Source organism: Miniimonas sp. S16 (assembly GCF_057748195.1).
The window spans coordinates 1,864,958-1,884,729 of the sequence record NZ_CM173242.1; the positions used below are offsets into that span (position 1 = coordinate 1,864,958).

The 19,772-nt window shown below is 74.0% G+C and carries 20 protein-coding genes; 8 read left to right on the forward strand and 12 right to left on the reverse strand.

The genetic code is table 11. The features are described from left to right. Positions 1-18: 18 nt before the first annotated feature. Positions 19-978 (reverse strand): GDSL-type esterase/lipase family protein, encoded by a 960-nt coding sequence (locus AC3AQ1_RS08095; protein ID WP_159096443.1) that lies wholly within the window; start codon positions 976-978, stop codon positions 19-21. Further along, a complete protein-coding gene (locus AC3AQ1_RS08100) occupies positions 975-1,823 on the reverse strand; it encodes a hypothetical protein (RefSeq protein WP_108718570.1) in 849 nt (282 codons plus the stop codon). The genes AC3AQ1_RS08095 and AC3AQ1_RS08100 overlap by 4 nt, the downstream gene beginning before the upstream one ends. Positions 1,824-1,899: 76 nt before the next feature. Between AC3AQ1_RS08100 and AC3AQ1_RS08105 the strand changes: the two genes are divergently transcribed. Together AC3AQ1_RS08105 and rraA are read left to right on the forward strand one after the other, a co-directional pair. Next, the gene (locus AC3AQ1_RS08105; protein ID WP_108718571.1) at positions 1,900-2,826 is read left to right on the forward strand and encodes an aldo/keto reductase; all 927 of its coding nucleotides are present in this window, start codon (positions 1,900-1,902) and stop codon (positions 2,824-2,826) included. Positions 2,827-2,996: 170 nt separating this feature from the next. Then, a complete protein-coding gene (gene rraA / locus AC3AQ1_RS08110) occupies positions 2,997-3,461 on the forward strand; it encodes a ribonuclease E activity regulator RraA (protein ID WP_108718572.1) in 465 nt (154 codons plus the stop codon). Between the two features lie 6 nt (positions 3,462-3,467). Here the strand turns inward: rraA and AC3AQ1_RS08115 are convergent, their stop codons facing one another. From AC3AQ1_RS08115 to AC3AQ1_RS08130, 4 genes are all read right to left on the reverse strand, one after another. Then, positions 3,468-4,283 carry an ABC transporter permease subunit gene (locus AC3AQ1_RS08115; RefSeq protein WP_234417423.1) on the reverse strand — a complete coding sequence of 272 codons (816 nt, stop codon included), beginning with the start codon at positions 4,281-4,283 and terminating at the stop codon, positions 3,468-3,470. After that, positions 4,276-5,214 (reverse strand): ABC transporter ATP-binding protein, encoded by a 939-nt coding sequence (locus AC3AQ1_RS08120; protein WP_108718573.1) that lies wholly within the window; start codon positions 5,212-5,214, stop codon positions 4,276-4,278. Before AC3AQ1_RS08120 ends, AC3AQ1_RS08115 begins: the two co-directional genes overlap by 8 nt. Positions 5,215-5,302: 88 nt before the next feature. Next, entirely contained in the window at positions 5,303-5,818 is a 516-nt protein-coding gene (locus tag AC3AQ1_RS08125) for a hypothetical protein (protein WP_108718574.1), read from the reverse strand. 73 nt (positions 5,819-5,891) lie between these two features. Further along, the gene (locus AC3AQ1_RS08130) at positions 5,892-6,527 is read right to left on the reverse strand and encodes a phosphatase PAP2 family protein (RefSeq protein ID WP_108718575.1); all 636 of its coding nucleotides are present in this window, start codon (positions 6,525-6,527) and stop codon (positions 5,892-5,894) included. A 159-nt stretch (positions 6,528-6,686) separates the two neighbouring features. Between AC3AQ1_RS08130 and AC3AQ1_RS08135 the strand changes: the two genes are divergently transcribed. After that, positions 6,687-7,289 carry a DUF6992 family protein gene (locus tag AC3AQ1_RS08135; protein ID WP_108718576.1) on the forward strand — a complete coding sequence of 201 codons (603 nt, stop codon included), beginning with the start codon at positions 6,687-6,689 and terminating at the stop codon, positions 7,287-7,289. Positions 7,290-7,358: 69 nt separating this feature from the next. Here the strand turns inward: AC3AQ1_RS08135 and AC3AQ1_RS08140 are convergent, their stop codons facing one another. Both AC3AQ1_RS08140 and AC3AQ1_RS08145 read right to left on the reverse strand, forming a co-directional pair. Then, positions 7,359-8,672, reverse strand: coding sequence for an amidohydrolase (locus AC3AQ1_RS08140; RefSeq protein ID WP_108718577.1), 1,314 nt, complete (start codon positions 8,670-8,672; stop codon positions 7,359-7,361). A gap of 154 nt (positions 8,673-8,826) precedes the next feature. Further along, positions 8,827-9,177: a hypothetical protein gene (locus tag AC3AQ1_RS08145; protein WP_108718578.1), complete on the reverse strand. Its 351-nt coding sequence runs from the start codon at positions 9,175-9,177 to the stop codon at positions 8,827-8,829. Positions 9,178-9,483: 306 nt separating this feature from the next. Here AC3AQ1_RS08145 and AC3AQ1_RS08150 point away from each other — a divergent pair, with 306 nt between their 5' ends. Together AC3AQ1_RS08150 and AC3AQ1_RS08155 are read left to right on the forward strand one after the other, a co-directional pair. After that, the gene (locus tag AC3AQ1_RS08150) at positions 9,484-10,110 is read left to right on the forward strand and encodes a hypothetical protein (RefSeq protein WP_139987153.1); all 627 of its coding nucleotides are present in this window, start codon (positions 9,484-9,486) and stop codon (positions 10,108-10,110) included. A 46-nt stretch (positions 10,111-10,156) separates the two neighbouring features. Then, a complete protein-coding gene (locus AC3AQ1_RS08155; RefSeq protein WP_108718580.1) occupies positions 10,157-10,807 on the forward strand; it encodes a VOC family protein in 651 nt (216 codons plus the stop codon). Here the strand turns inward: AC3AQ1_RS08155 and AC3AQ1_RS08160 are convergent. The 4 genes from AC3AQ1_RS08160 to AC3AQ1_RS08175 are packed head-to-tail and all read right to left on the reverse strand — an operon-like array spanning position 10,804 to position 17,769. Next, positions 10,804-12,006 carry a Wadjet anti-phage system protein JetD domain-containing protein gene (locus AC3AQ1_RS08160; protein WP_159096445.1) on the reverse strand — a complete coding sequence of 401 codons (1,203 nt, stop codon included), beginning with the start codon at positions 12,004-12,006 and terminating at the stop codon, positions 10,804-10,806. The two genes, AC3AQ1_RS08155 and AC3AQ1_RS08160, sit on opposite strands and share 4 nt — an antisense overlap. 56 nt (positions 12,007-12,062) lie before the next feature. Next, entirely contained in the window at positions 12,063-15,512 is a 3,450-nt protein-coding gene (locus tag AC3AQ1_RS08165) for an ATP-binding protein (RefSeq protein ID WP_108718582.1), read from the reverse strand. Continuing rightward, positions 15,509-16,303, reverse strand: coding sequence for a DUF4194 domain-containing protein (locus tag AC3AQ1_RS08170; RefSeq protein ID WP_108718583.1), 795 nt, complete (start codon positions 16,301-16,303; stop codon positions 15,509-15,511). Before AC3AQ1_RS08170 ends, AC3AQ1_RS08165 begins: the two co-directional genes overlap by 4 nt. Continuing rightward, complete coding sequence (locus tag AC3AQ1_RS08175) at positions 16,300-17,769, reverse strand: DUF3375 domain-containing protein (protein WP_159096446.1); 1,470 nt, start codon at positions 17,767-17,769, stop codon at positions 16,300-16,302. Before AC3AQ1_RS08175 ends, AC3AQ1_RS08170 begins: the two co-directional genes overlap by 4 nt. Positions 17,770-17,958: 189 nt before the next feature. Here AC3AQ1_RS08175 and AC3AQ1_RS08180 point away from each other — a divergent pair, with 189 nt between their 5' ends. The 3 genes from AC3AQ1_RS08180 (at position 17,959) to AC3AQ1_RS08190 (ending at position 19,613) form a co-directional block, all read left to right on the forward strand. After that, complete coding sequence (locus tag AC3AQ1_RS08180; protein ID WP_108718585.1) at positions 17,959-18,195, forward strand: hypothetical protein; 237 nt, start codon at positions 17,959-17,961, stop codon at positions 18,193-18,195. Continuing rightward, positions 18,192-18,626: a type II toxin-antitoxin system VapC family toxin gene (locus AC3AQ1_RS08185; protein WP_108718586.1), complete on the forward strand. Its 435-nt coding sequence runs from the start codon at positions 18,192-18,194 to the stop codon at positions 18,624-18,626. Before AC3AQ1_RS08180 ends, AC3AQ1_RS08185 begins: the two co-directional genes overlap by 4 nt. A 153-nt stretch (positions 18,627-18,779) precedes the next feature. Beyond that, positions 18,780-19,613: a hypothetical protein gene (locus tag AC3AQ1_RS08190; protein ID WP_159096447.1), complete on the forward strand. Its 834-nt coding sequence runs from the start codon at positions 18,780-18,782 to the stop codon at positions 19,611-19,613. Positions 19,614-19,772: the final 159 nt, after the last annotated feature.

The following is a 19,772-nucleotide window of genomic DNA, read 5'->3' on the forward strand; positions in this document are numbered from 1 at the left end:
CGGGCGCCTCTTGCTCCCTCAGCCGGCGTTCCCCACGAGCGCCGCGGCGGCCTGCACCGTCGGCCACGCCGCGACGGCGAGGTCGCGCTGCCCCTGCGCGGAGGGGTGGAACCAGTCGTTCGGCGAGAGGTCGGCGGCGGTGAGGTCGAGCGCGGCGATCGCTCCGCCGTCGGACACGCAGCGCTCGCGCGCGGCACACGCCGCCGCGACGGTGGCCGTGAGGTCGGCGACGCGCTGCGCCGTCGCCTGGCGCGCCGCGTCGTCGCTGCCGAGCGCGGACGCGCACACCCGCCACTGGGCCCACGCGCGCTGGGCGACCGGGTCGGTGTGCGCGGCGTCCCAGACCGACACGACGTCGGGCGGGGACAGGAACGCGACCGGGGCGTGCGGCGCCACGGCGGCGAGGTGGTCCAGCAGCGCCGCGGTGCCGGCCGCCGTCGCCTCGGGCGAGGTGGCGCTCGACGTCGCGCTCGGGTCGGTCCCGGCGCAGACGTCGTTCGCGCCGAGCAGCACGACGACGAGGTCGACCTCGCCCGGGTCGGCCGCGAGCGCCTGGTCGACCAGCGCCGGCGCGTCCGCGAGGGTGGCGCCCTCGAGCGCGGCGAGGACGAGCGTGGGCGCGTAGCCCTCGCCGGCGAGCCGCTCGGTGACGCCGTCCGGACCGGTCAGCCACGTCGAGTCGCATCGGGTGAGCAGCTGGCACGTGTTGAAGCCCGTCGAGATCGAGTCCCCGACGGCGAGCACGCGCAGCGCGTCCGGCTCACCCGAGGCGGTGGCCGTGTCCGAGGGTGCGGCGCCCTGGTCGGGGGTCGCGGTCTGGGCCGTGGCCGGTTCGGGTGTCGACGAGACGGCCGGCGACGGGGTCGTGGGCGCGACCTCGGTCGGCGTCGCGTCCGGCTGCGACGGGCTGCACGCGCCGAGGGCTCCCAGGGTGCCGAGGGCGAGCAGGGCCGCGACGAGCGCGCGGCGCGCCGTCACGGGTGCGGCCGGGCCCCCTGTGGCGGGCGCGCGGCGGGGCGCGGCCTCTCCTCGCGCGGCTGCTGGCACGGGATCCACCGTACGTCGGGCCCGGTCAGCAGCCCGGCGAACGGCCGGGCGTCCGACAGCGCGTCAGTGCCTGCACGGGCCCGGGTGTCAGACCGCTCGCTGGACCGGGCTCCGGATCGGGCCTCGGACCGGGCTTCGAAGCGTGTGCCGGTCCGTCGGGCGGACCGCGGGAACAGCTCGGGGTCGGGTCCGGGATAGCGCCCGTCGTACGGGCCGGGGTTGCGCAGCGCGGCGGCACTCGGCAGCGGCCCGATGCCGCGCGCCGCGAGTCGGTCCCCCGCGAACCGGTAGGCGAGCGCTGCGACGATCAGCGCGCCGCCGCCCAGCGCGACGAGCCCGATCACACCCGCCCAGAACAGCGCGACGAACGTGAGCCAGAGACCGTCGCCCGTCGCCTCGGACAGCTCCTGCGGGTCGTACGCGAGCAGCTCCTGCATCACGGCGATCCCGACGGCGGCGAGCCCGCACCCGGCCACGACCGCCACCAGCCCGACCCCGGCGGTGGCCGAGGGCCTCGCGAGCTCGGGGACCACGCCGTGCCGGGGGAGCTGCCGCGACGCCGCCACGGTGAAGAGGCCGACCCAGATCGCGCTCGGGGCGACGAAGGCGAGCGCGTACTCCCACCACGGCGATCCCAGCCCGGCGATGGCCATGAACACCAGCACGGGGGTGACGAGCGAGGCGACCGCGACCGGCCCGACGAGCATCCCGACGCTGACGCGCGTGGTCGGCGGCGCGGTGCCACGCGGCAGCGGCGGGAGGGTGATCAGGGCCATGCGCCATCGTCGGCCACTAGTCACGAGCGGCGGAAGTCCTCGTCCGTCTCTGTGGACAACGGGGCAGGATGGGGTGATGACGACCCCCGCCGGCACGACGCCCGCCAGCACGTCCACCAGCACGTCCCCCACCGCCGGCTCGATCCCGTCGGCACGCGACGTGCCTCCCGGCTGGCACACCCTCAACGACGGCACCACCCTCCCCCCGATCGGGTTCGGCACCTGGCCGCTGCGCGGCGTCGAGGCCCGCGACGTCGTCGCCGCGGCGATCGGCCACGGGTACCGCCTGATCGACTCCGCGGAGCGCTACGAGAACGAGGGCGGCGTCGGCGCCGGGCTGCGGACGAGCGGCGTGCCCCGCGAGGGGCTGCGCTTCACCACCAAGATCCGGGGCGACCACCAGGAGGCCGGGGCCACCCGTCAGACGGTCGAGGAGTCGCTGTTCCGCACGGGTCTGGACTACCTCGACCTCGTGCTCATCCACTGGCCGCTGCCCCGCCTGGACAAGTACTCCGAGGTGTTCGGCGCGCTCCTGCAGGCGAAGGCCGACGGTCTGGTGCGCTCGGTCGGGGTGAGCAACTTCCTGCCCGAGCACCTCGACCGGCTCGTCGCCGACCACGGCGTCGCCCCGAGCGTCAACCAGATCGAGCTGCACCCCTACCTCCCGCAGGTGGACCAGCTCGCGGCCGACGGCGAGCGCGGCGTCCGCACGGAGGCCTGGAGTCCGCTGGGTCGCGCGGGCGACCTCCTCGAGGACCCGGTGATCGGCGCGATCGCGCGCGCCCACGACGTGGGCCCGGGCACCGTGGTGCTCGCCTGGGAGATCGCCCGCGGCGTCGTCCCGCTGCCCAAGGCGTCCTCGGCCGAGCGCCAGCTGGCCAACCTCGCCGCGCTCGACCTCGCCCCGCTGCTCAGCGCGGACGACCTCGCCGCGATCACGGCGCTCGGGCGCGGTCAGCGCGTGAACCCCGACCAGGACCCCGCGACGTGGGAGGAGTTCTGACGCACGCCCCCGGGCGGGGCCGGGATCGGCGCAGAACTTCGCCCGCTCTGCACGAACGCGTGCCATTCGGGCGATCTCGCCGCCGAATACCGGGGGTGGGCCGCCCCGCCGCGCGCTAGGTTCCCAGCCAGCGGGGCGTGCCCGGTCGGACGAGTCGAGGACGGTGCGTGATGGCGGCGACGGCGGACATGTACGACGAACGTGGCGACGAGCTCGTCTCGCTCTGCCTCCAGCTGCGTTCGTTCGGACGCCGGCACGCGTTCGCCGGACACGTGCGCACCGTGCGGTGCTACCAGGACAACGCCCTGCTCAAGGAGGTCCTGCAGACGCCGGGCGACGGCGCGGTGCTGGTCGTCGACGGCGGCGGCTCGCTCGCGACGGCGCTCGTGGGCGACGTCATCGCCGGACTTGCCGTGGCGCACGACTGGGCCGGGCTCGTGATCCACGGCGCCATCCGGGACGCGCTGCTGATCGACCGGCTGGACATCGGCGTGAAGGCGCTCGGCACCAACCCGCGCACGAGCGGCAAGACGGGTGAGGGCACGGTCGACGTCCCGGTGACGATCGGCGGCGTGACGTTCCGCCCGGGCGCGCACCTGTGGAGCGACGCCGACGGGATCCTCGTCGAGCGCTGACGCTCCTCAGCCCACGTCGCGGCGCCGCAGCAGCTCGGCCGCGGCTGCCGCGAACACCGCCGCGAGCAGCCAGAGCAGGCCGATCGACGCCGGGTCGGGATCGGTGAGCGGCGGCGAGTCGAACGCCCACGCGTACGGCGAGAACGGCCGCAGCCACGCGAACGTGTCGCCCTGCTGCGCGAGCGCGTTCGCGAGATAGCCGACCACGGCGACGGCGGCCCCCGTCCCGACCCCGACCACGCGCCGACCCGACGCCGCCCCCCCGGCGAGCGCCGCCGTCGCCGACGCCAGGGTGAGTCCGACGAGCGCGACGCAGGCCCAGACGACCCCGCCGACCGTGAGGTCGAGCTCGCTCGGCCCGTTGAGCGCGAGGATCACCAGGCCCGCGAAGGCGCCGAGGGCGGCCAGGCGCACCACGAGCGCGAGCGCCTGCTCGAGGGCGTACGACACGCGCCCGACGGCGTGGGCCAGGTCCAGCTCGAGACGCCCGGACTCCTGCGCCCCGCCGATCGCGGAGGCACCCCAGGAGATGCCGGCGATCGTGAGCAGGACGAACCCCATGAGGCCGAAGAAGGTCGCCTCGGTGTAGCCCGCGCCGGTGCCGATGTCGTCGTAGCCCAGCGTGCTCACGAGCTGCGGCGGGAGGGAGTCGATGATCGACTGCATCTCGCCGTTGCTGCCGATGCTCGGGAAGAGCGGGAGGTAGAGCGCGAGCACCGCGAGGATGCCGACGGCCCACGCCACGACGGCGCGCCAGGACTCCGCCAGCGCGCGCCGCAGCACCGGCAGGCGGCGCGGCGTGGCGACCACCCCCTCAGCCACCGGTCCCCTCCTGCCCGTACAGGCGCAGGACCGACTCCTCGAGGTCGGGCTCCTGCGCGGACAGGTCGAGGACCCGGAACCGTGCCAGGGCCTTCACCAGCGGATCGATCTCGCCGTCGGCCGTGGCCGAGACGCGCACCGCGCCGCCCTGCTCCCGCACGTCCACCTCGCGCAGCGTGCCGATCGGCGCGAGCGCCGCCTGCACCGCCTCGACCGAGGTATCACCGAGCCCGACCTGCACGTGCCGCACGGTGGACAGCCGCAGGGACGCGACGTCGCCCTCGGCGACCACGCGGCCGTGCGCGAGCACCACGATCTCGTCGGCGACCTGCTGGAGCTCGCTGAGCACGTGCGAGCTGAGCAGCACCGTCTGCCCCGCGTCGCGCGCCTCGCGCACCAGCGCGAGGAACTCACGCTGCAGCAGCGGGTCGAGGCCGCTCGTCGGCTCGTCGAGCACGAGGAGCTCCGGCCGGTGCCAGAACGCCTGGACGAGGCCGAGCTTCTGCCGGTTGCCCTTCGAGAGCGTGCGGACGGGGCGGTCCAGCTCGACGCCGAGCCGCTCGGCCAGCGCGTCCGCCTCACCGGACCGGACGCCGCCGGACACCCCGGCGTAGAACGCGAGCAGGCGCCGCCCGGTGACGCGGCCGTCCAGGCGCAGGTCGCCCGGGACGTACCCGATCCGGCGTCGCAGCGCCGGGCCGGCCCGGCGCGGGTCCTGCCCCAGCACCCGGACGACGCCCGCGGTGGGGCGGATGACGTCGAGGAGCATCCGCAGGGTCGTGGTCTTGCCCGCGCCGTTCGGGCCGACCAGTCCGAAGACGACGCCGGGTGCGACGGCAAGGTCGAGGTCGTCGACGGCGGCGTGCTTGCCGAACCGCTTGCTCAGCCCGCGGACCTCCACGGCGGGGCCGGCGGACGGGGGCGTGCCCATGGGCTTCACGGTAGCCCCGGGCGAGAACCGACGACCTCGGTTCGCAGGAAGAGCTCCGGCCGCGCGTGCCGGCGGGGACCTCGGGCCGTCAGGCCACGAGGCGCAGGAGCGCCGCCTCCGCCTCGGAGCGCGACGTCACGCCGTCGCCGATCAAAGCGCCGAGGTGGCCGGCGACCGCCTCCAACGGACGACCGATCGCCGTCGCGATCTGCCCCAGCCCCTCGCCGTCGGTGTAGCGGTAGAGCAGCTCGATGGTCTCCTGACGAGACCAGGGCCGCTCGGGCGCGAGCCGCATGCGGCGCTTCGCGGCCAGGGTGGGCTCGCCGTCGTGCGCGCCGAGGGTGTCGCGCGCGGCGTGCCCGTCGCGGATGTCGTGCGCGCCGTCGGAGTCCGCGCCGCCGCGCGTCGCGGCCCGCTCCGCCTCGAGCACGTGGGCCAGCTCGCCGTCGCTCAGCGAGCCGAGGGAGAACAGCGTGAGCCCGCCGTCGGTGTAGACCTCGGCGCCGCCGCGGGCGTCCTCCCGCTCGCGCAGCCAGCGCTCGGCGCGGATCGAGACGATCGCGAGGAGCGGAAGGCCGAGGAGCACCACGAGAACAGCGAGCACGGGGACTCCTTGGCGGAACGGGCGAACGGACGCAAGCAGGGCGGGCGAACCGCCGATCCAGTCTACGAAGGCGTCAAGACCCGACGGCGGCGCGCGCCCGGTGCCGCTCGCGTTCCGCCGTGAGCCGCGGCAGGAACGCCGCGGCGACGGCGAGGGCGACGCCGGCTCCGATCAGGGCGCCGGCGACCGTGTCGGAGAGCCAGTGCACCGTGAGGTATGCCCGGCTCACCACCATGAGCAGCACGTACACGCCGCCGAGCCACGCGACCCAGGCGCGCGCGGCGATGACCGTGAGCGTCACCGCGATCGTCGCGGCGTTCGCCACGTGGCCCGACGGGAACGAGCCGGCGTCGCTGGTGACGAGCATGTCCTCCGGTCGCGCGCGGTCGAAGAGCCACTTCAGCCCCTGCACCAGGGCGACGCTGCTCACCGCCGCGACGGCGTAGTACAGCGCGGCCCACGGGCGCCGCAGCCCGAGCAGCACCGCGATCGTCACGAGGGGCACCACGACCACCCCGAGCCAGCCACCGCCGACGTCGTTGAGGAAGCGCGCGATCGTCTCGCCGACGGGCACGCGGATGTCGAGCATCCACGCGGCCCAGACGTCGTCGATCGGCAGCGCACCGCCACCGGCCGCCTCCACCCACACACCGATCGCGAGGCCGAGCACGACGGCGAGCAGCCCGTAGAGCACCAGGTTCCGACGCATCGGCCCACGCTACCCAGGCGTCAGCGCACGTCGTGCGCGTCGGCCCGGCGCCGTAGACGTTCGGCTCACAGGTCTGTCCGTTCGGCTCTAGGTCGGGCCGTCCGGGGAGAGGAACATGGCGGCGGGGGCCGATCACCGGCGCACGGAAGTGGGGCAGAGATGACCGAGGACGAGGCCTTGCTCGTCGAGCGGCCCGACCCGTGCGACCCGGCCGGCGAGCCCCACCCCGACGAGACGCAGGTCGCCGATTCGCCCCCGCACGCCGCCTGGTCGATCGACGACCTCACCGTCACCGAGGGCGTCACGCTGGCCGAGGCGGTCGCGCAGGAGGAGCGCCAGCTGCTCGGCGCCCTGGCCGCGTGGGCGACCGGGTCGGCCGCCGTCGGCGCGGCCACGTGGGTGGTCGGGGCGCGGACGGGCCGCCCGCGTGCGGTGGACTTCGGCCGTCAGACCCTCGTGTGGGCCGTGGTCGACGGCGTGATCGCCCTCGTCGGCGCCGTGCGGTTCGCGCGCGCGAGCCGTGGTCCCGACGCTGAGTGCGGACGCGCCGCCGTGCGCCGTGGCACGCGGCTGCGCCGCTCGCTCGCGGTCAACGCCGCCCTCGACGTCGGCTACCTCGCCACGGGCACCACCCTGCTGGCCAACCCCCGCGGGAGGCTCGCCGGCCGCCGGGGCGACGGGCTCGCCGTCGTGCTCCAGGGGGCGTTCCTCCTGGCCCAGGACGTGCGCTACGCCGTCCGCCTCGGGCGGCTGCTGCCCTGACGCGGGGACGGCGACCGGCGCACGATCAGCCGAGCCGCGGCGCAGCTCCGACGGGTCGGCGCCGGCCGGTCAGCGCCAGCCGGTCCGGTCGAACCGCTCCCACCGCTCGACGACGCGCTGCTCGCCGTCGGGTCCCGGCTCGAGGACCGGACGCCCCTCGATCCACACGCGCTGCACGCGCGAGCCCACGGTGAGCGGATCGCCCGACCAGAGCACGACGTCGCCGTCACGACCCACCTCCAGCGCGCCCACGCGCCGGTCGAGCCGCAGGATCGCCGCCGGGTTGAGCGTGAGGGCCGCGAGCGCCGTGGCCGGGTCGAGCCCCTCACGCACCGCGAGCGTGGCCTGCAGCACGAGCTGGTCGATCGGGACGACGGGGTGGTCGGTGGTGATCGCGACCGTCACGCCGGCGTCGGCGATGAGCGCGAGGTTGGCGATCCCGCGGTCGCGCAGCTCGACCTTCGATCGCGACGTGAGCATCGGGCCGAAGATGACCGGGATGCCCTTCTCGGCCAGGACGTCGGCGATCTTGTGCGCCTCGGTGCCGTGGTTGACCACGAGCTGGTAGCCGAACTCCTCGGCGAGGCGGATCGCGGTGGCGATGTCGTCGTGGCGGTGGCAGTGCTGGTCCCACAGGAGCGTGCCGTCGAGCACCGCCGCGAGCGTCTCGTGGGTGAGGTTGCGCTCGAACGGCTCGTCCTTGGCCGCGGCGGCGTCGCGCTTGGCCGCGTAGCTCTGCGCGGCCACGAACGCGTCGCGGATCACGGCGGCGACGCCGAGACGGGTGGCCGGGGTCTGCTTCTTGTCGCCGTAGACCCGCTTGGGGTTCTCCCCCAGCGCCGACTTCACCGAGACGTCGGCAGCGAGGATCTGCTCGTCCACCGTGCGACCGCCCCAGGTCTTGATCGCGACGGTGCGTCCGCCGATCGGGTTGCCCGAACCGGGCTTCACCACGACGGTGGTGACGCCGCCGCGCAGCGCGTCGCGGAAGCCGAGCTCCTCGATGTCGATGCCGTCCAGCGCGCGCAGGCGGGCGCCGTTGGGGCCCGTCATCTCGTTGGTGTCGTTGCCGGACCAGCCCTCGCCCTCCTCGTGCACGCCGACGTGGCCGTGCGACTCCACGAAGCCGGGGAGCACCCACGAGCCGGTCGCGTCGACGCGGTCGGCGCCGTCGGGGATCGCGACCTCGGGGCCGCCGACGGCGGAGATCACCCCGTCCGTGACCAGCACCGTTCCGCGCTCGATCGGATCGCCCGCCACCGGCACGACGTAGCCACCGGTGATCGCGAGGACGCGGGGTCGGGGCGAGCCGGCTGCGGAGCCGGCGGGGGTGGTGTGGGTGCGGACGGCGCGGTCGGGGGTCGGGTTCGTGGTCTCGGACATGCGCTCCACCCTAGGTCGGGTGCCCGGGCCGCACGACGTGCGCGACGGCGAACGGGAGGTTCGCGGGCCGGTGCACTCGCCGTCGGGCGCGGGTCGGAAGTCGAACGACGTCAGAGGACGTGCGAGGCGTCAGGGGCGCGTGGGGGGACGTGCGTCAGGCAGAGAGGCCGAGCAGAGCGAGCACGACCGCGAAGACGCAGGTCAGGAGGGCGGCGCAGGTGATGGCGGCCTCGACGCGATCGGCGTGGGGCCGACGCAGCCCCGTCTCCCACCAGCCGCCGTACGCGCTCACCGTCAGGACCACCGCGAGCCAAAACGGTGCGGTGCCGTAGCTGCCGTTCTGGGAGATCGTCGTGAACACGGCGACGAGCGACAGCATGATCGGGGCGGTCGAGCGGGTGAGGCGGACCAGCGGAGAGGTCCGGTGGACGAGCGCTCGGGCGACGTTCCCGGCGGGGAGTGCGGCAACGGCGGAGCTCCGTCGGTCGAGCGGCTGACCGGACATCGGGTTCACCTCCTGGCGAGTCTTCGGGGAGCGGTTTCTGTGCTGTGCGCCGGCGCTTGAAGTCAGCACCGTGAGTTGTCCAGCAACCAAGGCCAGTCAACATGAGATTTCCGCGGAAAGACAGCAGAACTACCTAGACGAAGGCCTAGACCTGGCGCCGATAGTCAACCTCGGGCCCGGTCGGCGTCAAGACTTCGCCCCGGATCGGTCTGTGACTCGCCGGGTGGACGGTCGATCTGGCGGATCGGCCGTTCTGCTGCTGGAATGGCGGGAACCCTTCGAGGTCCGACGCGGGAGGCGATGACGATGACGACGACGCCCCAGGGTCCGGGTACGTGGCACGACGCCGCACCAGAGGTCCAGGTCGAGTTCGACGTCGCCGTGCAAGCGTGGGTGGAGGCGACAGTTCCCCTGCTGGAGGAGGTCGCCGGACGCTACGGCGGCTACGTCCTGTACGGCGATCTCGCGCACGAGCTGTTCGAGCGGACGGGGTATCGCACCCGCATGCTGTCGGGCAACTGGATGGGCAAGGTGCTCAGCCCGGTGCAGCGTGCGACCTCGACCGACGGCCGGCCGCCTCTCACCTCGCTCGTGGTGCACGCGGACGGCAGCGTGAGCGACGGGTACATCACGCACGGCCACCTCGGGGGCTTCACCGACGACGTCGCGCGCCAGAACGCAGCGGCCGCCGACCGGCTCACGTGCTACCGCCTGTACGCCGACGACGTCCCGGACGACGCGCAGCCGCGGATGACGACGGCGTGGGTGGACCGGTACGGCGAGGGCCCTCGCCCGCACCGGGAGAAGTCGGAGCGGGCCGCGGCGCGCGCGGCGAAGGCGGCCGCCGCGGCCCGCGCCGAGGAGCCACCGGCGATCTGCCCGTCGTGCTTCATGCAGCTGCCGGTCAGCGGCGTGTGCGGCAGCTGTGACTGACGGGCGGCCGGCCAGGAGCCGACCACCGAGACTCGGGCACGCGGACGTGACGGCGTCGGTCGACGAGCGGCACTGGCGTGTGCTGCTGCGCACCCTGCGCGCCACCTTCACGTCCGACAGCTACCTCCTGCTGGTGGAGTTCGCGGGTGCGGTGACCGAGCTCGCGCAGGAGCTGCACCACCACCCCGAGCTGCACCTGCGCTGGGGCCGGGTCACGGTGACCACCACCAGCCACGACGCGCGCGGCCTCACCGAGCGCGACGTCGAGCTGGCCGAGCGGGTGAGCGTGATCGCCGAGGAGATGGGCCTGGTGCCCACCGCGCCGCGCATGTCGGTGCAGGAGGTCGCCATCGACGCGCTCGACATCGCGGCCGTGTGGCCGTTCTGGGCCGCGGTCCTGGGCTACGACGCGCACGTCGAGGAGGCCGACGGCGAGCTGGACGTGGAGCTGGTCGACCCGGACGGGCTCGGCCCGGCCTACTGGTTCCAGCAGATGGACGCGCCCCGGCCGCAGCGCAACCGCATCCACCTCGACGTCTCGGTCGGCCACGACGAGGCCGAGCCGCGGATCGCTGCGGCGCTCGAGGCGGGTGGGCGGCTCGTCTCCGACGCTGCCGCGCCGGCGTTCTGGGTGCTGGCGGACCCCGAGGGCAACGAGGCCTGCGTGTGCACCTGGCAGGGGCGGCCGACCGCCTAGGTGTACCCGGTCCGTCGTTGCTCGCCGGTGAGCACCTCCAGCCGCTCGCGCAGTCTCGCCAGGGCGTATGCCCAGGCGATCCGCTCCTGCTCGAGCCGGACGTTGCCGTGTTCGCGCAACGCCTCGAGCACGGTCCGCTCGTCCGGAGTCAGCAGCGGGAGCTCACCGGTGTGGGGTGCCGGTTCGGTCCCCCACAGGTCGCGGTGGGCGTCGAGCGTCTCGGCGTCCATCAGCACCGACTCGACCCGCGGGAGGGACTCACGCGCGTGGTGCAGCGCGCGGAAGCCGTGGGTGTCGAGGTCGCCCCAGTACGCGAGCGGCACCTCGCCCAACCAGGGCACGTCCCGGAGCCGCCCGACGGCGTGGCCCGCCCCGTGCACCGCGACAGCTCCGGGGATGTCCGGAAGTGCGACCAGCGACTCGACGTTCTCGAGGATCAGGGCAGCCTGCGGCGCGATCGGCCAGCGCACCGCAGCCAGCTCCGCGAGCGGCAGCGCGAGCTCGCTGATCCCGCCCGGCCGCACCGCCTCGTCCAGGATGCGGATGCGGATCAGGTCGTTCTGACGACGCAGACCCAGCTCGGACCGTCCGGTGACCCCAGCGTGCAGCCGCTCGACGACGGCCCGGTGCCCCTCGAGCCACTTGGAGTCGATCCCCCGCACGGGCAACGACCGGACGTAGGCGCCGGACTCGGGATGGTCGCGCACCCAGTCGACCACCGTGACCACCCGCGCCAGGTCGACCTCGTCCAGGCCCGCCACGTCGTCGGCGACCCGGCGCAGTGCCCCGACCAGCCCGGCAGGCCCGGCGACGCTCGGCCCGTCGGAGTCGCTCGAGCCGCCCGGCGCGAACCAGTGGGCCCGCAGTCCGTCGAGGCGCCGTTCGAGACGCCGCCAGCGCGCTCCCTCTCCCGCGAGGTCGGCGATCGCGTCCGCCCCGTCGACGCGGGCACGCACGGGCACGCGCTGGTTCCCGACGGCCGACCATCGTCGCTCCTGCCACGTCACGTCGATCGCGGGGTGCGCGGCGCGCCAGGACTCGGCCCACGCCGTCGCGCCCGGCAGATCGGCGAGCGCCACGCGCTCGCTCGGCGGGTGCAGCGGGACGTCGATGACGTCGGGGGCGATGCGCGCCGACCGCCCGCCGGCCGCCCAGGTCGCGTGGTCGCGCCGGTAGCGGCGCTGCGCAACGGCGCGCACGTCCGACGGCGTTACCCAGTCGCCGGCGCGGCGCGTCCCTGCGCGAGGGGAGTCGCTCACCCGGCCACCGGGGCGCTCGGCTCGAGGGGCCCCGCTGCGACGACGCGCGGGGGTGCCTCGCGGCGGCGCATCGCCACCGTCCCGACCTGCGACTCCTTGAAGTCCCGGCACGTCACGTACGTGATGGCACCGACGTACTCCTCGATCGTCTGCAGCAGCTTCATGGGCGTCGCGAGCACCATCTGGAAGCCGAACTCGACGAACACGTCCATCGCCATCCGGGTGTAGGCGGAGTCGGCCTTGTCGAATGCCTCGTCGAGCACGATCGTCCCGTACCGGGGCACGGCCTCCTCGCCGTCGGTCAGCTGGTAGCGCAGGGCCGCGGCGAGGCAGAACACCACGAGCTTCTGCTTCTGGCCCCCCGACAGGCCCTCGCCGGAGTCGTGCACGTTGACCACCACGCCGTCGAGATCGATCTCCTGGGCGAGGAACGTGACGTGCTCGCGGGTGTCGAGGCACCGGCGGCGCCACGCCTGATCCGCCGCCTCGCCCGATCCCAGGCGGGTCATGAGTCGGCGCAGCACCGCGAAGCGCACCTCGGCGGCCGCGAGGTCCTCGCCCTCCCACGAGCCGTCGGCGACGGCGCGCAGGTCCTCGAGGAACGCGTTGACGTCCTGGGAGCGTCGTTCGCTCGGCACGATGCGCAGGTGCCGGTCCCGGTCGAACGGTGAGCGCGCGAGCGAGGCGTTGACGGGGTCGATCCGCTCGCGGACCGCGCGCAGGGCACCGCGCAGCTCGTTGAGGAGCTGGGCCACGAGCTGGCGGGACTGGGTTCGCAGGAGGTCGGCGAAGCGTTGCTCGTGCTCGGGCAGACCCGTGCCCTCGACCTGCTCGCGCACGCGCCGCCACCCGGCGCGGTCCCCGACCGAGACGGTGAGGTCGGGAGCGAGGGCGTGGAACTCGGAGCGGATCCGCCGCAGGACGTCCTCGTAGCGGCTCGCGGCGTCGCGTGCCTCGCGTTCAGCCACGACGCGTTCGTCCGTGAGCGCCTTCAGCACCTTGGCCTGGGACTCGCGCACGCCGTCGAGAGTCTGCTTGCGACGGATCGCGCGATACCGCTCGTCGAGCAACGCCCACAGCGCCGCACGCGCCTCCGGGTCCCGACCGGCCACAGACCCGCCCACGCCGTCGGTACTCCCGAGGTTCCCCGCGGTCCCAGCCACCCGCGCCCGGACCACCCGCAGCTCCCCCTCACGCTCCGCGAGGCGGTGGTGCACGACGGCGAGCTCACCGGCGGCGTCATCGCGCGCGGACGCGGCGCGCTCCTGCCCGGCCCGAGCCTGCTCGACCCACTCCCTCGCCGTGGCGAGGTCGGCGTTGCCCTGGACGAGGCGGTCCAGGTCGGCCTCGGCGTCCCGCACCCGGGCTGCGGCACCGTCACGATCGAGCTCGGGCCACCGAAGCCCGACCACGCCCGCGAGCACGGTGATCCGACGGGTCTGCTGCTCCGCGCGGCCCTGGAGCGCAGCCACCACCTCCGTTGCGCGCGCGAGCTCCTCGCGCGCCTGGACGAGCGCGGCGTGAACGGCCTCGCGCTTCTCCTCGTTGTCCGAGCCCAGCACCCAGGACCTGCGGTCACCCACCTCGCGGCGGTCGTCCTTCTCGTACCGCCCTCGACCGCCCTTGACCTGACCGGCGACGGTGATCCCGCGGCGCACGCGGCGCAGCTCCTCGGGCGTGGCCACGCAGGCGTAGTCGTAGCGCTCGGCGAGCTCGACGGCGAGCCAGCCCGACGCGGGGTGCGGTGCGAGGCTCAGCCGGTGCACCAGCGAGTCGGCCGTGGCCACGGGCGGCGGCCCTCCCACGTGCGCCGGCACGGCCTGGTACACGAGCCTCGTCCCCAGATGCCTCTCCTCGACCGCGCGCACGACGCGGTCCAGGTGCTCCTCGCGCACGAGCAGGGTGGTCGCGAGCGGGCGCAGCACGCGTTCGATCGCGCCTCGCCAGATTGCGTGCTCGGGTGCCACGTCCAGCAGCTCGCCCGCGAACGGCAGCGCCGACTCGGCGACTCCGAGGACGTCCGCGAGCCAGGTGCGCGTCGCCAGGAGCCGCGGCTCCATGTTGCTGCGCCGGCCGCGCAGCGCCTCGAGCTCGCCCTCGAGCTCGACCACCGCGCGCTGCGCCGCAGCTCGCGCGTCGTGCGCGTCGTACAGGTCGGGGTCGGTGCGTCGTTTCGCCTCGGTGGCCTGGTCCTGCGTGCGCCGGGCCGTGGCCTGCAGCTCGGCGAGCGCCGCCGAGGAGTCGGGCATCGGGATCGCGACGGACGCGAGCGCGCTGGCGGTGCGCTCGTGGAGCTGCCGAACGCGGTCCGCGGCGTCGGCCTCCTCGGTCACGCGCCGTTGCGCCAGCGCGACGCCGATCCCGCCTCGGTCGTCGACCTCGCGGCGCGCCGCGGTGAGCTCTCGCTCGGCCAGCACCGCGGACCGAGTGGCCTCGTCCATGGCGGCCGCCAGGGTCGCACGCAATGCGGTGTCCTCGGCGATGCTGCGTTCGAGCAGCTCGGCGATGCGGTGGTCGTGGAAGGAGTCCAGCTCGTCGAGCAGCTCGTGCGCTGTCGCGGCCTCGCTCGTCGCCCGCTCGAACGCGGTGGCCGGACCCTCGGCCACGCGCAGCAGCTCGACCTGGCGTCGCGCCTCGACGACGCGCTGGTGCGCCTGGTCGAGGTTGTCGAACTGCTCCACCGCGTTGTCCGACATCGCGAACGTCCGGGGCTCGTCCAGCATGAACGTGCGGAAGAGGTGGTCGAGGCTGCCGAGGTTGCGCGCCGCCTGCGTGCGGTGGAGCAGGAGGAGGGCGTTCTCGCTGTCGCGCGCGATGCTCCCCTGCCCGATCCCGAGGACCCGGCGCAGGCGCTGCGTGAAGACGGTCTGCTGATCGGTCACGGTGTCACCCGGGGCGTCGAACGCCTGCTTGAGGCGACGCACGTCGATCCCGTGGCGCACGTGCTCGCCGAAGTCGAGCAGCCCCACCTCGCGGCGCACGATGAGGTGGAGCTGGCGGACGTCGGCAGGTGAGCTCGCCGTCGAGCGGGCGTGCATGAGTCGCACCAACGAGACCACGTCGCCCTGGCCGTTCTCGTAGCGCAGGAGGATCCCGCTCCACGTGGCACCCGTGCGCAGGTACGTCGCGGTGGTCCCGCCGGACTCCAGGTCGGACTCACGGCGCCACGCGCCGCGGACGTAGGTGACGAGACTGCGGTCGGAGCGTCGCTGCGCGCCCGCATCCTGCGCCGCGAGGTTGTACGCGAGCCACCTCGCCGGCGTGAGGACGGTGGCGATCGCATCGAGGAGCGAGGACTTGCCCGAACCGGACTCGCCCGCGAACAGGTGGCCCTGACGGGCCACGTCCACCGTGTGCAGGCCCGAGAAGGTGCCCCAGTCGAGCACCTGGACCCTGCTCAGTCGCCACTGCCCGGGGTGCACGACGGCGTCGCTCCCGCTGGTCATGAGGCCTCCTCGGTCTCGCTCACGTCGACCCCGCCGCCTGCGTCCTCGCTGCTGGCGCCGCCGGGCCGGGGGTCCCCCTCGCGGTCGACCTCCGTCTCGGCCGGCCCGCCGCCCGCCGCCATACGCTCATAGCTCGCCCGCACGGCCGCGACCTGCTCGGGCCCGACGATGATGCGCAGCAGCGGCGAGATCTCCACGCGACCCTCGACGTCGGTGCGCTGCGTGAAGCCGTGCTTGTCCATGTTCGTCCAGGAGGCGTTGACGCGCCGGGCGAAGTCGGACTCGTCGCGGCCCATCGCCCCGCGGTACACGTCGAGCTGCTCGGCGACCTCGTCCTTTCCCACGATCACGCGGTCTGCGCCGTCGCTCGCCAGGAAGTGCTGGCGCAGCACGAGGAGCATCGCGGTGTCGAGGAACGTCAGCGGCGCCGTGCGCACCGCGCGGGGTGCCCCGCCGTCGGGCAGCTCGACGTTGCGGACGAACGCCACGCCCACGTCGATGTCGACGACCAGGTCGCAGTAGACGTCGTTCAGGCGCGCGACGATCGCGTCGGTGTCACGGAGCAGGGCCTTCCAGAGGTCGCCGTGGCGATCGGCGGAGAGGTACGGGCCGCGCAGCAGCGCGAGCAGCGCGCGCCGCGACGGAGCGTCGAGGCTCCCGCGGTCGCCCGGCCACAGCCCAGGCCGTGAGGAGTCGGCGAGCTCGAACGGCTCCGTGGTGCGATCGGGTGCCGCGTCGGCGGGCGCGCCGTCGGGCGGCGGAGCGACGCGCCCCCAGGTCGTGTCGGTCACGGAACCCTCCCGGTGAAGGTGTGGACAGGAATGCGCGCCTCTCGCGGAACTCCGCTCACGGACGTCCACTCCACCCGTTCGCGAGCCTCGGGATGCGCCACGCCGTGCCGTGCGGCGAGCGCGAGGAGTCCCACCACGCTCGCAACGCCCTGGGTGGCGCCGTGCCGGTCGAGCACCTCCGCGATGGTGACGTCGCGCGCGAAGGCCAGCGCGTCGTTGACGGCCGCGCGCAGCTCGGCCATGTCGATCTCGGTCTCGCGGGCGAGCGCGCGCAACGCGTCGAGGTCCACCTCGGTGTCCTCGTGCACCTCCACGTCGCCGCTCACCTCGGACTCCTGTGGGTCGTACAGCTGGATTGCTCCGACGCTTGCGAGGGGCACCGAGGTGAGCGACAGCTCGATGCCCGACGGCGCCCACGGTCGCGTCGTGGCGGCGGCGGGGAGGGCCGCGGCCAGCGTCTGCGTGAGCTCGCGGCGCAGCACGCGGTCGCTGAGGTAGTCCTGGGAGTGCACGAACCGGCGCAGACTGCGGGCGAAGGCGGCCATGGTGACCTGCACCTCGAGGCTCGCGTCGACCAGAGCCGGAAGGAGTCCGCGCAGGAAGCGTCGTTGCGCGGGGCTCAGCTCGCGAGCGAACTCACGGTCGAGCACCTGGCCCACCGCGTCCGCGAACGCGGCGCCGGCCTCGGCGTCGAGCACGAGCTCGGCGAAGGCGGCGAACGTCCGCCCGGCGTTCGACTCGGCGATGAGGTCGACGCCGCGGAAGACCTCCGCGAGCACCCTGCCCTGCACCGTGTCGCCGTCGAGGATCGACTCCCGCAAACTGCGGTTCACGCCGTCGAGCTCGGTGCGAACGCGAGCGAAGTCGGCCGGCACCTCCTCGGCGAGCTGCACGACGTCCCGCGCACGCTCGATCGCGGCCGCGCGGTCCACGACGGGTTCCTCGCCCGAGCGCAGGCGCGCGATGCGCTCGTCCAGCCGCGCGCGCTCCTCCTCGAGGGCGGCGAGCCGGACCGTCACGTCGGGGTCCGTGTCGACGGCGAGCGACCGCAGCGCAGCGGAGATAGTGGCGAGGCGGGACTGGGTCGCGGCCTGCCGAGGCGTGCGGAGCTGGTCGAGGAAGCGAAGGGCCCCCAGCGCCTCGGCGGTCAGCTCATAGGTCTCCGTCCGGGACTCGTCGGCAGCGCGGCGGATCAGCAGTCCTTGGGCGCGCCACTCGGCCAGGTAGGCATGGGCGGTACGTGGGAGGTCGAAGCCAGCCTCGCGCAGCTCGTCGAGCTCACTCTCGACCAGCTCGGCCAGCTCGGCGGCCGGCCGACGCCGCACGTCCCCCGCGAGGTACGTGCCGAGGATCGCCGCGGCGACGGGGGCGTTCTCGGCCCGGATGAGCGCCCACCCGGGGTGGTGCTCGGTGTCTCGAACACGGCGCAGCTCCAGAGCCGTGAGTCGCACCGCGGTGCCGCTCATCTCGCCCTCCATCGCTCGCTCCGTTCCGACTCGGTCAAGGTAACCGCTGCCCCTGACATCGAGGACGAAGCTCGCGCCGCCGTGCGTACCTCCGTGCGTGAGCTGCCTCGGCACCAACCACACCCACTCCCACGATACGGCTCGCCGCGATGCCGATGCGGGAGTACGGGTCCGGCCTACCATGGGGGTGTGAAGACCACGATCGACATCCCGGACGAGCTCGCGCGACGCGCCCGCGCCGTCGCTCACGAGCACCGCACGACGCTGCGAGAGCTGGTCATCTCAGGGGTCACCGCCGAGCTCGATCGCCGCACTGCCGCGCCGCCGATCGACTTCCACTTCCCGACCGTCGCCGGACACGGCCTCGTGTCCGACGTCGACCCCTCCGACGTGATCATCCGCTCCTACGGGATCTCGACGCCGTGATCGCAGTGGACACGAACCTCCTGGTGTACGCGCACCGTGAGGACAGCCCGTACCACACTCGAGCGCTCGCCGTGGTGGACGACCTGGTGGCGTCGGGTGCCTCCTGGGCCGTCCCGTGGCCGTGCGTGCACGAATTCCTCGCCGTGGTGACTCACCCCCGCATCTACACGCCGCCGTCGCCGCAAGGGGTGGCACTCGAGGCGATGCGGGCTATCACGAGCCTGCCCCAGGTGCACCTGCTGAGCGAGACGGCCGAGCATCTCGACGTTCTGACCGAGCTGCTGAAGCGCGGGGACGTCGCGGGCCCGAAGGTGCACGATGCCCGTATCGCGGCGATCTGTCTGTCCCACGGGATCGACGAGCTGTGGTCGGCGGACCGGGACTTCTCGTGGTTCCCGCAGCAGCGCGTGCGCAACCCCCTCGTGGCCTGAGCGCGCCCACGCCGCCGCAGTTCCGCAGTCGCGCACGCCCGCCGGCCCCGCCGACCCGCTGAGCGCTGTCCAGGCCCCCTTGCGCCCTGGCTCCGCGCTACCGGCCCCCGACTCACTAGGCAATAGATCTCGCAAGCGTTACTGTGACGTTGTATGAGGCGTTTTGACACCACGATACTCGTGCTCATCGCTGCGCTCGCCGCCACCGGGTGCGCGGGCGGTGAGCAACAGGCACGGCAGACCTCGCTCGGGCCGGCGACGACGCTGCGAACATGGACGCTCGCCGACCTCGAGGCCGCGCTGCCGACCGACGACGAGCTGCCCTCCGGTCTCGTCGACGTCCTGCGGTGCCCGGGTGCGGCCGAGTGCGGCGACGACGAAGCCGACGAGGCGGACCTTCCCGTCGAGTCCCCGACGCCCCTCGCCGTCGCGTACGTCGGCGGACGGGTGGGGCTCGCCACGGTGGACGACCCGCCCGAGTCCGACGACGGCGACTGGAGCACGCCGTTCGCGGAGGGCGGCATCTGGCTCACTCCGGCGATCGGCCTCTCGATCCTCCAGTTCGCCAGCCCGGACGAGGCCGCTGTCGACCACGCCGCCTGGACCGATCCGCAGGCCGGCCTGTCGCCCGCGGACCCCACGTTCGACGTCGCGCCGACCCCCCGCGGCGAAGGCAGGTTCTCGCCCGGGTTCCGCGGCACGTCGGTCGTGACTCAGCCCTCGCCCGCAGAGCTCGGTCTGTACGTTCCGGCGAGCGCCACGGTGGTCGACAACCGGTGGCGCCTCGTGTCGCGGGTGGGGACGGCGAGCGCCGAGTACGTCGAGTCTCGATGGTCCGTCGCGCTCGGCGATCTCGTGGTCATCTGCGGCGCGACGACGCTGGCCGCCATGGCCGAGCGCGATCCCCCCGACGAGATGTGCCGCTCGCTCGTGACGGCAACGCTGGCTGCCCTGATCCGCGGCCCCGCGTCCGAGCAGCCCGAGTGATCCGCGTGTCCACCCAGCGCTCGAGCACGAGATGCGGCCGTGCGCCGCTCGCCGACGGACTCCGACCCGACAAGGCTTCGTGACAGGGCTGTGGCTGTGGTCGACCTCGCGTTGTGTCCGCCGGGTGGGGTGTGAGGCGCGGAGAAGCGCCGATTCGCC

What these genes read in the sequence shown, in the direction of transcription:
- AC3AQ1_RS08145 (WP_108718578.1), bottom strand. Translation starts at nt 9,177, where the DNA reads ATGTCCGGTCAGCCGCTCGACCGACGGAGCTCCGCCGTTGCCGCACTC.
- AC3AQ1_RS08105 (WP_108718571.1), top strand. Translation starts at nt 1,900, where the DNA reads ATGACGACCCCCGCCGGCACGACGCCCGCCAGCACGTCCACCAGCACG.
- rraA (WP_108718572.1), top strand. Translation starts at nt 2,997, where the DNA reads ATGGCGGCGACGGCGGACATGTACGACGAACGTGGCGACGAGCTCGTC.
- AC3AQ1_RS08130 (WP_108718575.1), bottom strand. Translation starts at nt 6,527, where the DNA reads ATGCGTCGGAACCTGGTGCTCTACGGGCTGCTCGCCGTCGTGCTCGGC.
- AC3AQ1_RS08120 (WP_108718573.1), bottom strand. Translation starts at nt 5,214, where the DNA reads ATGGGCACGCCCCCGTCCGCCGGCCCCGCCGTGGAGGTCCGCGGGCTG.
- AC3AQ1_RS08150 (WP_139987153.1), top strand. Translation starts at nt 9,484, where the DNA reads ATGACGACGACGCCCCAGGGTCCGGGTACGTGGCACGACGCCGCACCA.
- AC3AQ1_RS08100 (WP_108718570.1), bottom strand. Translation starts at nt 1,823, where the DNA reads ATGGCCCTGATCACCCTCCCGCCGCTGCCGCGTGGCACCGCGCCGCCG.
- AC3AQ1_RS08140 (WP_108718577.1), bottom strand. Translation starts at nt 8,672, where the DNA reads ATGTCCGAGACCACGAACCCGACCCCCGACCGCGCCGTCCGCACCCAC.
- AC3AQ1_RS08165 (WP_108718582.1), bottom strand. Translation starts at nt 15,512, where the DNA reads ATGACCAGCGGGAGCGACGCCGTCGTGCACCCCGGGCAGTGGCGACTG.
- AC3AQ1_RS08175 (WP_159096446.1), bottom strand. Translation starts at nt 17,769, where the DNA reads ATGAGCGGCACCGCGGTGCGACTCACGGCTCTGGAGCTGCGCCGTGTT.
- AC3AQ1_RS08190 (WP_159096447.1), top strand. Translation starts at nt 18,780, where the DNA reads ATGAGGCGTTTTGACACCACGATACTCGTGCTCATCGCTGCGCTCGCC.
- AC3AQ1_RS08135 (WP_108718576.1), top strand. Translation starts at nt 6,687, where the DNA reads ATGACCGAGGACGAGGCCTTGCTCGTCGAGCGGCCCGACCCGTGCGAC.